Origin of the sequence: Psychrosphaera aquimarina (assembly GCF_032461525.1) — a bacterium.
In the GTDB taxonomy this organism is placed as follows: domain Bacteria; phylum Pseudomonadota; class Gammaproteobacteria; order Enterobacterales; family Alteromonadaceae; genus Psychrosphaera; species Psychrosphaera aquimarina.
Genome location: NZ_JAWCUA010000010.1, coordinates 97582 through 112883 on the forward strand (window position 1 = coordinate 97582; position 15302 = coordinate 112883).

A 15302-nucleotide genomic window follows, 5' to 3' on the forward strand; every position below is an offset into this window, starting at 1 on the left:
CAAGAAAAGTAAAATTAAATTTCCTTATAAAATAGTACCTTATGAATTAACCATCTTTGGTAAGGCCACTTTACCTCCAGATTACTTTACCTTTTTGTTTTGTGGTGATAGATTAATCAAAGTTACAAAAAAATATAATAATAAACGGGGAAATTCATGAGCAAACAACATTTCAGTAAAGTGGGCTTTAAAAGAACATTACTTAGCACTCTAATTTCAATTCAATGTTTTGGTGCGTATGCAGCAGTTGATGCTGAAAAAGAAAAAGCACCAAGTGTCGATGATGTTGAAGTAATAGAAATCAAAGGTATCAAAGGTAACCTTGAATCAGCATTAAACGCTAAAAAGTCATCACCTACCATAGTCGATGGAATTTCATCAGATGATATTGGTAGCCTACCGGCATTAGATATGGGTGAAGCATTACAAGCGGTTGCTGGTGTTCAGCTTAACCGTGAGGGCGAGCGCAGAGAATCAAGCATTAACTTACGCGGACTGCCGTCTGGTTTTGTATTAACAACTGCGAATGGCCAGGCAATTGCTACTCCAACTAGAAATTCATCAGCATCTGCATATGGAGCTGGTAATCCTTTTGGAGCCTTTAATCCAGCAGTATTTTCTGGCATTAAAGTCGTAAAATCTTTATCAGCTGAAATGCCAGAAGGCGGGATTTCAGGTATCGTAGACCAAGGAATTCGTGGTGCATTAAGCCGCAAAGATTCATTAACCGCGCAAGTGGGTTTCAGACATGAAGAGTTAGCCGACTCTATGGATCCTGAATTTGTATTGTCTGGTTCAACGCACTTGATTAAAGATGTATTAGCGGTAAATGGTACCCTTGCATTTTCAGAACAGACTTTCCGTCAAGACGCCATAAGAATTAATGCGTATGACACTATTTCAAACAAACAATATGACCAAGGTAATGGGGCTGGCACCTTTAGTGAGTGGAAAGCGGCTCAAGGTTTACCGTCAAATGCCATAGTGCAAATGCCAGGCGAGTATCGCCAACAGAGTGAAGTAAACACAGGTGACCGTCTATCTTTTGCCGGTGGTATAGAGTTCCAAGCCACTGAGCAATTAAAACTTGGTGCCAATGTAATTTTAACTAGCCGCGATCTAGACGGTAGCCGTTTAGAACAGTTGGAAATGCGTTTAGATCAAAGCACCGTAGGCATTACACCACGTGCTGATTCTGCACCAAGAGATACTGGATCTGTGGGTACAAACGGAGAGCCAATCTATACACTTTCAGCGGTTGATTTTAATAACCCTCGTTATTATTTTGATAATCGTCAAGATGCTCAACAACAAGATTCTAATGCATATTTGTTTGACGCAGAATGGCGTTCTGATGATTGGATCGTAGATGCTGCAGTAACTCTTTCTGATGCAGTTAACCAACGCGCTGAAGTATTGTTATCTTCACGTGTCGATAACTCAGGTATTACCGGGACGGTATATACAGGTGAGGGTGATATAGGCGATTTCTATTTTGATATGGAAGGCGCTGAAGGTTCGATGGATTGGGATAATGCAGTTTGGAGCGTAAAAGATAAAGTTGCAAATACAGCATTAGTTGGTTCAAAAGTTGATGGTGTATCTAATGTTTATATGATCATTACCGGTAACTATGAACAGGTTGAACATGAAGCTAACTCAGTAGAGTTTAATGCTGAACATATGTTAGATAACCCGTTCATCCAAAGTATCAAATTTGGTTACCGTTTTGCTGAGTCTTCACAAGATTCTACTTATGCAAAAGGTTCTTCTGTTGGTGTAGATCCTACAGGCGTTCTTACTAATGCTTCTATAACAGACCCATCTTATGTAAATGAAGAAGCCTTTTTTGGAGGCCTAGCCCCAGGTTTTGTAACCGCTGCAGACGGTTGGCGTTCATTTGATTTTGCTTCAATGAACCAAGGTTTAAGAGACTCTATCGATATTAATAATGTTGGTGATTCTAGCGATGGTGAAACTGCGGTATTAACACCTATGGGTTATATCCAACGTGGTGGTCGTCAAGCTGATGGTTATATTTATTCTTCATCACTAGAAACTCATGCGCTCTATTTAATGGCTAATCTAGAAGTTGAGTTGGGTGACTCTTACCTTACTGGTAATGTGGGTGGACGTTATATTGATTCATCTACAGAGTCTCGCGCGCCATTAGCTGGACAAGGCGATATCAATAACTTAGACCAAGGTGTTTATCCAGAAGATTACAGCCACTTTTTACCTAGCATTAACTTAGCGATGAACTTAGATCAGGATGAAGAGTTTATGGTACGTATGGCTTACAACGAATCAATAGTTCGTCCAGACTTAAGAGCGGCTAATCCTTCTGCTAAATTCAAATATATTCCAGGGTTGGCTGAAGTTGGTCTACCGGGGGTTGGTATTAAACCATTTGAAGCGGATTCTTTGGATTTCTCTTTTGAATGGTATAACCGTGAAGGTAGTGCGATTACATTAGCGGTATTTAATAAGGAAATTTCAAACTTATTTGATAACGAAGGTTTATGTAATAGTGATGCACTGGTTGGGACTGGCGTTAACTTAGGTAGTTTATCTCAACAAGCTGATGGTACTTGTATTACAGACGGTAATGACAACCTTTCTGATGCTACTTTATTGGTAGCGGGCGATGAGGTTCGTATGTCTGGTTTAATCAATATAGAAGATACTATTTCTGTAAGTGGTTATGAATTATCAATTCAGCAAAACTTGGACTTCTTGCCTTACCCGTTTAATGGTTTAGGTGGTGTATTGAACTATTCAAATACAAGTCAAGATGAAGACGACGATGCGCGTGTTCCTGGTATTTCAGATGAGACATATAACGCTATTGCGTATTACGAAGAAGATGATTTTGGTATCCGTATAGCTTATAACTATCGTACAGCTTATGACTTAAGAACCACAGGTACAGCTAATGGTAGCGGTGACAGAAGTGTAAAAGCGGCTGGCCGATTAGACCTTTCAGCTTACTATAATGTGAATGAAAAAATGAGTGTCAGTTTTAAAGCATATAACTTAACGGATACCTTATACGAAGAGTATCAAAACAATGAGTGGATGCCGCGCTCTACTAAGTTTGGTGGACGAGTTTATGCTGTTAACGCTAAATATAAGTTCTAAGCCAAGCAGAAATATTATGTGATTTGTATTTCTGGTGAACACCAAGCTATTTATAGCTTGGTGTTTTTTTATAGAGGAAAATTAACCATAAACCAGCAATGCGCGAAAGAGTTATTTAGCTATTATTTAACGCAGCAACACATAACAGTACATTTTCACTTTTTGCACTGTATCCCATCAAACCTATACGCCATGCTTTGCCTGCGAATGCACCAAGGCCCGTGCCAATTTCCAAATTAAACTCATTCAAAAAACAGCTTCTAACGTCATCCAAAACAAACACTAGAGTTTTTTTGGTTTAATACCGGAAACGTCAGTGGTTGAGATTTGGCCTGGCGACGGTTGGTACACAATAGTTATTAACCCTGTGGTAAAAGAAAAAGGCAAATACATTGCAGCTCACTCCCCTACCTTTGAAGGTGGTTCTGCATTTTATGAACGTAGCTTCAACAGTTTTAAAGAAAAAGTAGCAACCGATCCTTTATTTCTAGGAGCTGAAATCTCTCAATTCCACGCAACTAAATTATTAGACTTTGCACACTGAAAACAGTGTTGATATGGTACTGACGTTCCGTAACGTTCATAACTGGTACATAGGTAGTGGTGTTGAAACTGCATTTACCGGTTTTTATAAAGCCCTTAAAAAAGGTGGCGTGTTAGGTGTGGTTGAACATCGTATGCCAGAAAGTTTAGATCAAGTTGAAAATAAAAACTCAGGTTACATGAAACAATCCTATGTTGTTGCCGCAGCTAAAAAAGCAGGCTTTAAATTGGTAGCGACAAGTGAAATTAATGCCAATGCAAAAAGACACAGCTCAACATCCAAAAGGCGTTTGGACATTACCGCCAAGTTTACGCTTGGGCGAAGAAGATAAAGCTAAATACTTAGCTATTGGTGAAAGCGACCGCATGACGCTGAAGTTCGTAAAATAGAAAACAATATACTGTTAACTAACAGCGAAGAGATAACTAAAACGGTAAGCCATTGTAAAATTGCTTACCGTTTTTTTGCCAGAAAATCGGTCATATAAGGATACAAACTGTTTTTACTTGTTTGTTAAATCCCAGCAAAATGTTAATTTGGTAACTTGTCCCCTCTAATATTTTTCTAATTGTATATGTACGCATTGCTCAAAACGTACTAACTTTTAACTAGTGATATCATTAAGCAATGCAGTAAATATCAATTAAGGTGCCCAGTACATATGAGTTTAGTGTTGAATAATAAACTAAGGAAGCAAATAAAGCTTCGATATAGTCTGGCACTTTCATTTATCGCTATCTTGATCTCCTCGTCATTTTTTATCATATCATCAGTATTACAAAGCCAGCGTGACGATGCTGTTATAATTAATATTGCCGGTATGCAGAGAATGCTATCGCAGAAAATAAGCTTGCACGCGAATCAAATAATTCGTACTGACAACTTAACCGCTCCTAATCCGTCATTAGTATCCCAACTGAATAAGTTAAAAGCTGCAGTAAACAAATTTGAAACTAACCAAGAAGTCTTAGAGGGGTTATTAAAAGAACAGAGTTCAAATGGCCTTGTTCCTGCAGAGGTAAGCCATATTTTATACGCAGAGCCTAGTTTGCTTAAGTCTAGAATTATTAATTATGTGGATGCTGCCAAGAAGCTACTTATTCAAGTCGAAAGTCAATCAGTTCAAACGTTAGCTTGGAATTATAACGATGATGAAACGGATTCGTTATTAAAGGATTTGAACCAGGTTGTAGTGGCATTAGAGCTTAGTGCCCAATTGAAGGTTGATAGTATGTCGAATATAGAAACGGCTATTTTCCTTAGTACATTGCTAATTTTACTGCTAGAACTGTTTTTTATATTCAAGCCTCTTGAGCGCCAAATCATGCGTAATGTTGAAGATTTAGAGGAAGCTAAAGACGCTGCTGAGCTAGCTAACGTCGCTAAGTCTGAGTTTTTAGCCAATATGAGTCATGAACTGAGAACGCCTTTAAATGGCATTATGGGAATGCAGGAACTTGCGAGAAGTGAGAGTGATCCTGTTAAACGTGAAAGCTTTTTGGTACAAGCCGTTGCGTCTTCAAAACATCTGTTAAAACTAATCAATGAAGTACTCGATCTTGCTAAAATTGAAGCTAAGAAAATGTATTTGGAACAAACGGACTTTTCACTTAATCAATTATTAGATCAATGTTTTGCCCCTTTTATTGTGCTTTGTCAGCGTAAATCTATCGAACTCAACATTACTAATCCGAAAGAGTTTCCTGCGTATTTAAAAGGCGATTCAACTCGATTAACCCAAGTTATCAATAATCTATTATCTAATGCGCTTAAATTTACCGAGCAAGGCAAAATTGACATTAATATCCAATTAGAAGAGCTCGATAATACAAAAGTTAAATTACAAATGTCGATTAACGATTCAGGTATTGGAATAGATTCAACTCAGTTGGCGAGTATTTTTGATAAATTCACTCAAGCTGATGGCTCAACGACTAGAAAGTTTGGTGGAACAGGACTTGGGTTAAACATTACTCGTGATTTAGTTGAAATGATGCAAGGTGAAATCCAAGTAGAAAGTGAAGTTAACAAAGGTTCAAGGTTTCAATTTTTTGTCATGTTAGATAAGTCTGATAAAAAATTAGAAGCTTTAACCCCTTTAACGAATTCGTTAAATAAAGATAGTTTAATTGTCGTAGTTGACGACTTAGAAAATAGCCGGATTTACTTAAAATCACTGATCAAAAAAATGGGACTAGCTTGCCTTACCTTTGACTCAGCAGAGGCATTCCAAAAAGAACAAGCCAATATAGGTTCGATTGCGGTATTAGTAGTGGATTATCAAATGCCGGAAGTCGATGGCATAAGGTTAATTGAACTACACAAAGCCCATGATGCCAACTGCAAATATATGGTTGTTACCGCAGCACCTGAGGCTATTTCTTTAGCAGACAGACAAGAGCTTGGGCATGTGCCAATTTTAGAGAAACCAGTTAAGCCTGAGATATTTAATAAAAAACTGAGTTCATTACTTTGCGAAAATACAAATAACAAACAGTTTGATACTCCAGTATTGAATATATTATTAGCCGAAGATAATTCAATAAATGCACAAATCGCCATTAACATGTTGGAGCGTATTGGGCATAAAGTGGAATGGGTTGTTAATGGCAACGAAGCGGTTGAAAAGGTGTGCTCTCAACAAGAGGGGAGTCAACTAAACGATTGTCAGTTCGACTTAGTGTTAATGGACGTTAACATGCCAGAGATGAACGGATTAGAAGCCACCCGCATCATTAGAGAAAGTTATAAAGGCAATTTACCTATCGTAGCGTTAACCGCAAATGCGTTTGCCTCAGACATTAACGAGTCGCTAAACGCAGGTATGAATGCGCATCTTACCAAACCAATTAAAATGGACGAGCTGTCAAAACTGATTTCACAAATTCAGCAGGGTGATAAATTGAATATCTTAATGTCAGACATTTAAAGTATTTAGCTATTTTCGTAAGTGCTCCCACGGAGTTAAAGTTTGTCGAATAACCTTAAATAGGTATTTTTAGCCCTAATATATTTAGGGCTTTTTTGTTATTAAAACCATACTACTAGCAAAATAGTAAATGCGATTTTGACTTTAACACGTTACTCTCTTGGTAATAGTTTAAAGAACGGAACCCAGTATGGTTACCCCAACAATTCTCATCGTCGATGACCGAGCTGATATTATCGTCAGCGCTCAATTTGTATTAGAAGATAATGGTTATCAAGCGATTGGGGCTAAAAGTCCTTATGACGCTAAAGACATCATTGAACAAAATAACATAAGTATTATTTTGTTAGATATGAATTACTCGTTAGATACAACGTCAGGTGATGAGGGTTTAGAGTTTTTAGCTTGGTTACAAAAGTCGGAATACAATATTGCGGTTGTCGCTATGACTGCTTGGTCTAATGTTGAGTTGGCGGTTAAAGCCATGCAACTTGGTGCAGGCGATTTTATTGAAAAACCTTGGAAGAACCAAAGGTTACTGCAAGTTATCAGTCAGCAATTAGAATTATCAGGGTTAAAACAGCAGAATAAAAAGTTAGCACAACGTTTGGAGCCTTCAGAGCAATTTGGCTTTCAGTGGCAGTCGTGCTGTATGACGGACTTATTGCAGCAAATTGAAAGTGTCGCTGCTGCAGATGTTTCAATTTTATTAACTGGCGAAAATGGCACAGGCAAAAGCCAGTTGGCTCAACATATACATCAATATTCTAGTCGTTCGACAGAGCCATTTATCTCGGTGAATATGGGGGCTATTTCAGAATCTTTATTTGAAAGCGAAATGTTTGGACATAACAAAGGGGCGTTCACCGATGCCAAAACTGACAGGATAGGGCGTTTTGAGCTGGCAAACAAAGGCACTATTTTCTTAGATGAGATTGCAAACATCCCTTTATCCCAACAAGCTAAGTTACTTAGAGTGTTAGAAACGGGAGAGTATGAAGTTTTAGGCTCTAGTAAAACCTTACGTACAAATGTACGCATTATTAGTGCAACCAACGGTGATGTAAATGCAATGATTGGCAAAGACGAGTTTAGAGAGGATTTGTTGTATCGCCTCAATACCATAGAGTTTAGGTTGCCGCCGTTAAGAGCAAGACAGCAAGATATCATCCCTTTAGCCGAGCATTTTTTAGAACAATATAGAGTTAAATACAACAGAGAAGTAAGTACGATATCGGCTCATGCAAAACAAGCTCTGACGACTTATCATTGGCCTGGAAATATAAGGGAGTTAAGTCACTTAACGGAACGTGCCGTGTTATTAGCAAAACACTCAGAGTTAGTAGTGTCTGACTTTAACCTTAAGTCCCAAGACGCAGCTACAAGTATTAATATGATGACGCTTGAACAAGCTGAGCGTTTGTTGTTAAAACAAGCATTATCTAATACAGACGGTAATATGACTCATGCTGCTAAATTGTTAGGGTTAACCAAATCTTCTATGTATCGACGTTTAGAAAAATATGACGATATTCAAAAATAAAACCTTAGAAGGTTACATCTTAAAAATAGTCACCATTTTCTGCATGTTATTTCTGGTGGTTACAGGTTTATTACTTGAGCAACTGCAATGGAATTCGTGGGATATTGCACTCACTCTAGTATTTCAAGCTTTTGCCCTCACCATATTTTCATTTAAGTTCCGTAAACGTATAACCGCAGGTTTTGACCGAGCTTTGTTGCATATAGAAGCGGTAAAAATGGAAGATTATAATCAGTATGCAAAATCGGATTTTGATGAAGGTAATTCCAATGAACTTCATTTGGCGTTAAAAGCCTTAAGTCAACACTTGCAACAACAAAAGTCACGTTATGATCAACATGCATTTTTACTCTATCAGTTAATAGATCAGCTTAACACACCGATGTTGGTGTTTAATAAAAAGCAAAAGCTGACCTACGCCAACGCGGCGTTTTCCATTTTGTATAACCAGCCTTGGCAAATGTATCGATTAGCATCTCCTAAATTATTAGGCCTGATTGAAACTGATTCTGGTTGGTCGATTCCCAGAAAAGGACAACAATGGCAAATTAGCCAAAGTAAATTTATCGACTCAGGTGAAGAGCATTTTTTGTTAGTGTTTACCAACATTGATTCTGCGTTAAGAGCAAGCCAATTAAACGCATGGCAACAAATAATTAGGGTTATGGGACACGAAATTAGAAACTCGTTAACCCCGGTGTCGTCATTAGCCGAAAGCCTGTCCACCCAGATGATATCTCCTAGAGAACAAAGTGCTTTAGCACTGATATCTGACAGATGTTTGCACTTACAAGACTTTATTAATCGTTATTCATCATTGTCACAACAGTTAGACTTACATTATCAAAGTATTGAGTTATCTAGTTTTGTAGAGCGATTGAAAGCTCTCAATCCCGAGTTAGAAGTTACCACACAAGTTAAAGAAAGCAAGCTTTGGGGAGATACCACCTTTCTAGAGCAAGTATTTATTAACCTACTGAAAAATGCCAAAGAAGCGGGGGCGACTAAAGTTAAATTTACCATTGTCCGGGTAAAAAATAAGTGCAAAATTGAACTTGAAGATAATGGTCATGGTTTTGCCAATACGGATAATTTATTTGTGCCATTATTTACCACGAAACCACAAGGACAAGGGATTGGTTTGACATTTTGTCGCAATATTATCGAACAACACAAAGGTACTATTGATTTAGAAAATAATGCCGACTTGGCTAATAAAAATAGCCAAACAGGTGTGACTATTTCTATTACTTTGCCACTGACCTCTTAACCATCACAAGCACATAGTCTTATAAATGACTTTGACATTAAACTCATGTTTCGGATCCGAATTTTAACCGTCCGATATCGGACGGTTAAATCAGTTTAATAGATGGTGTGATATTTAAGTTTCTGTTTTTATTGCGTTATTTTCTTGGCATGTAACTTGATAACCCAGTCTACATTATTATTGTTGTAGTTGAGTTATGGACGTAGTTAAAACCAAGCAAAAAAATCTGGATTACTGGATTCAAAAGCTAAAATAACAGGCGTGATCTCGCTGTTATTTGTCATTTTAGTATTTTGGGCAATGCGTATAGGTAGCTCAGTTTCAGTCGAAAGAGCCAGTCTTTTAATTGAGTCAGTGCAAAAAGGCGATTTGGAAGTCATCATTGATGGATATGGCACATTAACTTCTGACAAACAGCAACTTATTACTTCATTTTCTTCCGCAACAGTAAAAGAGATCGTATTAAAACCTGGTGCATCAGTGACAGCAAATAGTGTCATTGTTCGATTAGAGAATCCTGAGTTACAACAGCAAGTCGAAAATGCCGAACAAGAACTCACGCAAATTAAAGCAAATTTACGCCAGCTTAAACTTAATAATCAACGTGAAACATTAAACGAATATGCCCAACTCGCTCAAATCAAAGCGAGTCATGAAACCGCGGTTTTAAAACGCACCGCAGAAGAGCAGTTAGCCGCCAAAGGCATAGTGTCAGATTTAACCTTCCAACAAACATTATTAGATGAACGTCAGTTGAGACAGCGCATCGAAATATTAGAACAAAGAAACGATCAGTTAAGTTTGGTACACAACGAGTCCGTTAACATCCAGCTAGAAAGAATAAAACAGCAAGAAGGCCGATTAGCCATTGCCCAATCTAGATTAGAAAAGTTAACCGTCCGTGCTGGCTTTGATGGAGTGTTACAACGTTTGTCCGTTGAGTTAGGCCAAAGCCTTGCTGCGGGTAGTGAAGTTGCATTAATTGGTAGTGTTACCGATTTAATTGCATTAATTCGTGTTCCGCAAAGCCAAGCTCAACAAGTGGTTGTTGGTCAAAAAGTCATAATCGATACAAGACGAGATAAAATTGAAGGTCTTGTATCTCGCATAGACCCTATTGTTGATAACAATACCGTGGAAATAGAAGTTTCATTACCAGAAAACTTGCCGGCTAGTGCTCGTCCTCAGTTAACGGTAGACGGAAAGATAATCGCGGATACCTTATTAAATGTTAATTACATTAGACGTCCAGCTGGCGTTAAATCTAATACCCGATTCGAAATGTATAAGTTAATTCCAACTGGAGATACAGCGGTGTTAACGGAAGTGGTTTTTGGTAGTCAAGCCGGACAATTCATGGAAGTGAAAAGCGGAGCCAATCAAGCGGAACAATTTATTATTACAGATTTAAGCAATTTACAGTCAACTAATTTGACGTTAACTATTAATTAAAAGACGTAGCTATAACTAAAAACAGAGTTTAAACGTCAAAACAAAAAAATGGTAGGGGAACAAATATGAGCGAAATAAAAATAAAAATGACAGGTATATCTAAAATTTTCGAAACCGAAGATTTAGAAACTCACGCATTAAAGAGCATCGACCTTACAATCAACGCTGGGGATTATGTTTCAATCTCTGGTCCGTCAGGTTGTGGCAAATCTACCTTGTTAGCCATTCTTGGTTTATTAGATATGCCAAGTGCAGGTGAATATATTATTGAAGGTGAAAATGTTAGCGATCTTACTTTAGATCAGGCTGCTGAGATCAGAAATAGCAAGATTGGATTTATCTTCCAATCGTTTAACTTAATTGATGAACTATCAGTATTCGACAATGTTGCCTTACCATTAAGGTATAAAGATAAAGTGCCATCCGACGCAGAAATAGCAACACGAGTTAAAGCTTGTTTAGAAATGGTTGATATGAGTCATAGAGCCAGTCATAAACCAAATCAGTTATCTGGTGGACAACAACAACGTATCGCCATTGCTCGTGCATTAGTAGCAGAACCTGCAATTTTGTTAGTGGATGAACCTACAGGTAATTTGGACTCAAAAAGCGGTGACCAAGTTATGGACGTATTAGAAAAACTAAATAACAGCGGCACTACTATTTGTATGGTTACCCATGATCCTAGATATGCAGATATGGCCAAAACACAACTTAAATTATTAGATGGTTCTATTTTAACTAGCCCAGATTTGCAGGTTGCGGTATGAGTCAATTAATCTATCAATTCAAACAAGCTTGGGCAGGCTTGAGTAAAAAGCCCGGTTTTGTCTCTACTGTAGTAATAACCATGGGCACAACCTTAGGCGCACTATTGTGCATAGTGACGTTAGCGTATTTATTATTACTTAAACCTTTACCTTATCCTGAACAAGATAATCTATATAAAGTTGAGCATGCAATTGGAGATAAATCTGGCGAAACTAATGCTAAAGCGTTTACCTATCCAGGTTTAATTCACTTATATAAAAACCAAGATGTATTTAAACAAGCCGCATTAGTGCATTACGGCGAAGATGTTTTAACCTCTTTACCAAATCAACCAACCGTGAATACAGGATATATAACACCAGAATGGTTCAATTTACTTGATACTTCTATGGTGTTAGGTCGCAGATTCGAATTAACAGAAGCGTTAGAGACCAATAACCCAGTAGCAATTTTAAGTTATAAAGTTTGGAGTGAGGAATACGCCTCAGATCCAAATATATTATCTAAAAAAATTGATTTCAGTGGCATTAGTTACAATGTTGTAGGCGTGACCAGCAAAAACTTTGTTGAACCGCAAATTGCAAGAACAGGCAGATTAACCGGTGTTTGGTTTCCTTGGGACTATAACTTAGACAGCAGAATGAAAGACCGTTGGAGCAATATTAGCGGAGCATTGAATTTTGTTGGCAAGTTAAAAGATGGCATTACTGCAATTCAAGCTGAACAAATCATTACACCATTGGTAAATGATACGTGGAAAGAGAAAGTATCAGGTATTGCCTTTTTTGCAGGTTGGAATATCAATATGGAGCTACATTCGTTCCAAACCGTGATCTTAGGAGATAGCGAAAATACAGTGTACTTGTTACTTGCCGGCGTATTTGGTTTAGTGATCATTGCCTGTGCCAATATCGCTAATTTGTTTATGTCTCGTACTGCAGAACAACAAAGGCAACTAGCTATTTTTGCTGCATTAGGTGCTAAAAAATCTCATTTATTTAAAGCAATATTTGCTGAAACTAGTTTGTTAATGTTCTTATCAGTCGGACTGTCGTTAATTATCTCGTCGTTTGGTTTTTATGTGTTACAGCAAAATCTGTCAGAAATATTACCTCGTGTGTCTGAGTTATCTATTAATGGGATCACCTTTGGCGTAGCCGTATTTTTTGCATTGGTCTTTGCTTTATTATTTGCTGGGTTAAGCAGAAAAATGATCAACTACCGAGCGCTAAATTCTTTATTACAGTCTAGTGGTAAAGGCACAGGTATTCAGGTTTCAAAACGTATTAGACAGATGTTGATTGTCAGCCAAGTAGCGATAGCAACGGTACTTGTGTTCGCCAACATTAGTCTATTCAAAGAAGCGGTTGAGACCATCACAGAGCCTACCGGTTTTAGTGTCCAGAATATGAGTGAATTATCATTATCCGTTTCAGCACCACAAATGCCGCCAATGGAAGAAGTCATTCCGGTCATGACTGAACTACGTAAAAAATTAACCGAGTTACCACAAGTGAAGTCAGTATCCATAGCGGGTTCTCCACTGAGAGGTTATGGCTTGTGGGCGCTAACTTCCGTTAAAGATAACGTTAACTTCACGCCACGCAGTAAAGGTGTTGATAATATATATTTTGACATGATTGGTCAGGATCTAATTGAAGGTGACTTATTTACCGAAGCTGATATTAAAGATCGAAACAGAGTCATGATTGTTAATGACGTATTCGCTAAAAGACTGAATCCAGAGGGTAGCGCATTGGGGATGCAAATTTCACCAGGAGGCCCTGAAAACTTCACTATTATTGGTGTTGTTAAAGGTATAAAAATGCCAGGTAGTACTGAAATTCCAATTCGTGTTTATACACCGTCAAATCTTGGTTCGACAGTAATGACCCTAAACCTAGTTGAAAATCAAACCATCAGCCGTGAACAAGTGGTTTCAGTGTTACAGCAAGTTAGTGGTTTGTATGCGGTGTTTGGATTAGAAGACTTAGTACAAAGCCAAAAACGTATGTTGTTTACTCAATATACAACCGCAACAACAACCGTGGTATTAGCGATTATTACATTGTTTTTAGCAGGCGTCGGCTTGTACGGGATATTGAGTTACGGCACGCAAATGCGCCGTTTTGAACTAGGAACTCGTATGGCGATTGGAGCTAAGAAAAAACATTTAGTGGGCATGATCATAAAAGATAATGCATCGGTCATCGTATTGGGTGTTTTGTTAAGCTTAGTTATCTTATTAGGTTTATATATTAGTTATAGTACTGAGTTAGCGGCGTACTTAGGCTTACAGTTGTTGCCAATGTTTATCTTCACTGTGCTGTCGATTGCGGCCTTGTCGTTATTTGCCTGTTACTGGCCATTACGTCAATACGTGAATCATCCAGCAATACACTCTTTACGAGGAAGTGATTAATAAAGGTATATAGTTAAATATTAAAACCGAGCTTATCGCTCGGTTTTTTGTTTTTAATAGCCTAAATAATGCTTTTATTTAACGCTTATTTAAAGCCTGTTTTAATGCCGCAATACACAATAATACGTTTTCACTTTTTGCACTGTACCCCATCAACCCAATGCGCCATGCTTTGCCAGCAAATGCGCCAAGTCCGGCACCAATTTCTAAGTTAAATTCATTTAATAAATAAGATCTTACGGCCACATCGTCAACACCTTCAGGAATATACACAGCGTTCAATTGAGGCAAACGTTCAGCTTCAGGAACAATAAATTCAATACCTAAATCAGCTAAGCCTTGGGCTAATGCTTGGTGTTGATCTGCGTGACGTGCCCATGCAGTTTCTAATCCTTCACGGTAAAGATGTAACAAAGACTCGTGTAATGCATATAACGAATTTACAGGCGCTGTATGGTGATAAGAACGTTTGCCGCCAGAATTATTAGCCCAATAATCCATGACTAAAGTTTGATCTAAAAACCAGCTTTGTACTTTAGTGGTTCTTGATTTTATTTTATCGACTGCACTAGGACTAAAACTAACAGGGGATAAACCCGGCACGCATGATAGACATTTTTGACTGCCAGAATAAATCGCATCTATTTGCCAGTCATCCACTCTTAATTCAACACCACCTAATGAGGTCACCGCATCCACTATTGTTATACAGCCGTACTGCTTAGCGATAGCACATAAGGTTTGAGCGTCGGATAACGCACCGGTTGAGGTTTCTGCATGAACAAAGGCAACAAACTTAGCATCGCTGTGCTGTTTTAATGTGTCTTCTAGTTGAGACGGAGAAACGGCGCGTCCCCACTCTCCATCAACGGTAATCGCGATCCCACCAACTCGTTCAACGTTTTCTTTCATTCGTGCGCCAAACACACCGTTAATACATACTATAACTTTTTCGCCAGGTTCAACTAAATTAACAAAACAGGTTTCCATACCTGCCGAACCAGGTGCCGAAACCGCCATGGTGATTTCATTTTTGGTTTGAAATGCGTATTGCAGTAATGACTTCACTTCATCCATCATGTTGACAAATAAAGGGTCTAAATGGCCAATCGTAGGTTTGGATAGAGCTTGTAATACCTGCGGTGAAATATCAGAAGGGCCGGGTCCCATTAACGTACGACGAGGGGGATTAAAAGAAGAAATCGACATTGTAGCTCCTTAAGCTCAAAT

At 38.2% G+C, this 15302-nt stretch carries 10 protein-coding genes and 1 pseudogene; 9 read left to right on the plus strand and 2 right to left on the minus strand.

From position 1 onward, the window contains the following. The first annotated feature begins 156 nt into the window (after positions 1-156). Positions 157-3141: a TonB-dependent receptor gene (locus RT723_RS12365; RefSeq protein ID WP_315947379.1), complete on the plus strand. Its 2985-nt coding sequence runs from the start codon at positions 157-159 to the stop codon at positions 3139-3141. Positions 3142-3256: 115 nt separating this feature from the next. Here the strand turns inward: RT723_RS12365 and RT723_RS12370 are convergent. Then, a pseudogene (locus RT723_RS12370) lies at positions 3257-3406 on the minus strand (alanine--glyoxylate aminotransferase family protein); the annotation flags it as partial. Positions 3407-3457: 51 nt separating this feature from the next. Here RT723_RS12370 and RT723_RS12375 point away from each other — a divergent pair. The 8 genes from RT723_RS12375 (at position 3458) to RT723_RS12410 (ending at position 14072) form a co-directional block, all read left to right on the plus strand. Next, positions 3458-3685 (plus strand): hypothetical protein, encoded by a 228-nt coding sequence (locus tag RT723_RS12375; RefSeq protein ID WP_315947380.1) that lies wholly within the window; start codon positions 3458-3460, stop codon positions 3683-3685. Next, on the plus strand, positions 3675-4016 hold the full coding sequence (locus tag RT723_RS12380) for a hypothetical protein (RefSeq protein ID WP_315947381.1): 342 nt from the start codon (positions 3675-3677) through the stop codon (positions 4014-4016). Before RT723_RS12375 ends, RT723_RS12380 begins: the two co-directional genes overlap by 11 nt. Before the next feature lie 330 nt (positions 4017-4346). After that, complete coding sequence (locus tag RT723_RS12385; RefSeq protein WP_315947382.1) at positions 4347-6614, plus strand: response regulator; 2268 nt, start codon at positions 4347-4349, stop codon at positions 6612-6614. A 190-nt stretch (positions 6615-6804) separates the two neighbouring features. Next, entirely contained in the window at positions 6805-8157 is a 1353-nt protein-coding gene (locus tag RT723_RS12390) for a sigma-54-dependent transcriptional regulator (protein WP_315947384.1), read from the plus strand. After that, a complete protein-coding gene (locus RT723_RS12395) occupies positions 8138-9427 on the plus strand; it encodes a sensor histidine kinase (protein ID WP_315947386.1) in 1290 nt (429 codons plus the stop codon). The genes RT723_RS12390 and RT723_RS12395 overlap by 20 nt, the downstream gene beginning before the upstream one ends. A gap of 261 nt (positions 9428-9688) precedes the next feature. Then, positions 9689-10879, plus strand: a complete 1191-nt coding sequence (locus RT723_RS12400; RefSeq protein ID WP_315947387.1) for an HlyD family secretion protein — start codon at positions 9689-9691, stop codon at positions 10877-10879. Positions 10880-10944: 65 nt separating this feature from the next. Then, on the plus strand, positions 10945-11649 hold the full coding sequence (locus RT723_RS12405) for an ABC transporter ATP-binding protein (protein ID WP_315947388.1): 705 nt from the start codon (positions 10945-10947) through the stop codon (positions 11647-11649). After that, a complete protein-coding gene (locus RT723_RS12410) occupies positions 11646-14072 on the plus strand; it encodes an ABC transporter permease (protein WP_315947389.1) in 2427 nt (808 codons plus the stop codon). The genes RT723_RS12405 and RT723_RS12410 overlap by 4 nt, the downstream gene beginning before the upstream one ends. Before the next feature lie 78 nt (positions 14073-14150). Here RT723_RS12410 and RT723_RS12415 read toward each other — a convergent pair whose 3' ends face one another. Next, positions 14151-15281 carry a pyridoxal-phosphate-dependent aminotransferase family protein gene (locus RT723_RS12415; protein ID WP_315947390.1) on the minus strand — a complete coding sequence of 377 codons (1131 nt, stop codon included), beginning with the start codon at positions 15279-15281 and terminating at the stop codon, positions 14151-14153. Positions 15282-15302: the final 21 nt, after the last annotated feature.

Bases quoted from the DNA above. Each gene is read 5' to 3' on its own strand.
- RT723_RS12365 (WP_315947379.1), top strand. From the start codon at position 157: ATGAGCAAACAACATTTCAGTAAAGTGGGCTTTAAAAGAACATTACTT.
- RT723_RS12405 (WP_315947388.1), top strand. From the start codon at position 10,945: ATGAGCGAAATAAAAATAAAAATGACAGGTATATCTAAAATTTTCGAA.
- RT723_RS12410 (WP_315947389.1), top strand. From the start codon at position 11,646: ATGAGTCAATTAATCTATCAATTCAAACAAGCTTGGGCAGGCTTGAGT.
- RT723_RS12415 (WP_315947390.1), bottom strand. From the start codon at position 15,281: ATGTCGATTTCTTCTTTTAATCCCCCTCGTCGTACGTTAATGGGACCC.
- RT723_RS12390 (WP_315947384.1), top strand. From the start codon at position 6,805: ATGGTTACCCCAACAATTCTCATCGTCGATGACCGAGCTGATATTATC.
- RT723_RS12395 (WP_315947386.1), top strand. From the start codon at position 8,138: ATGACGATATTCAAAAATAAAACCTTAGAAGGTTACATCTTAAAAATA.
- RT723_RS12385 (WP_315947382.1), top strand. From the start codon at position 4,347: ATGAGTTTAGTGTTGAATAATAAACTAAGGAAGCAAATAAAGCTTCGA.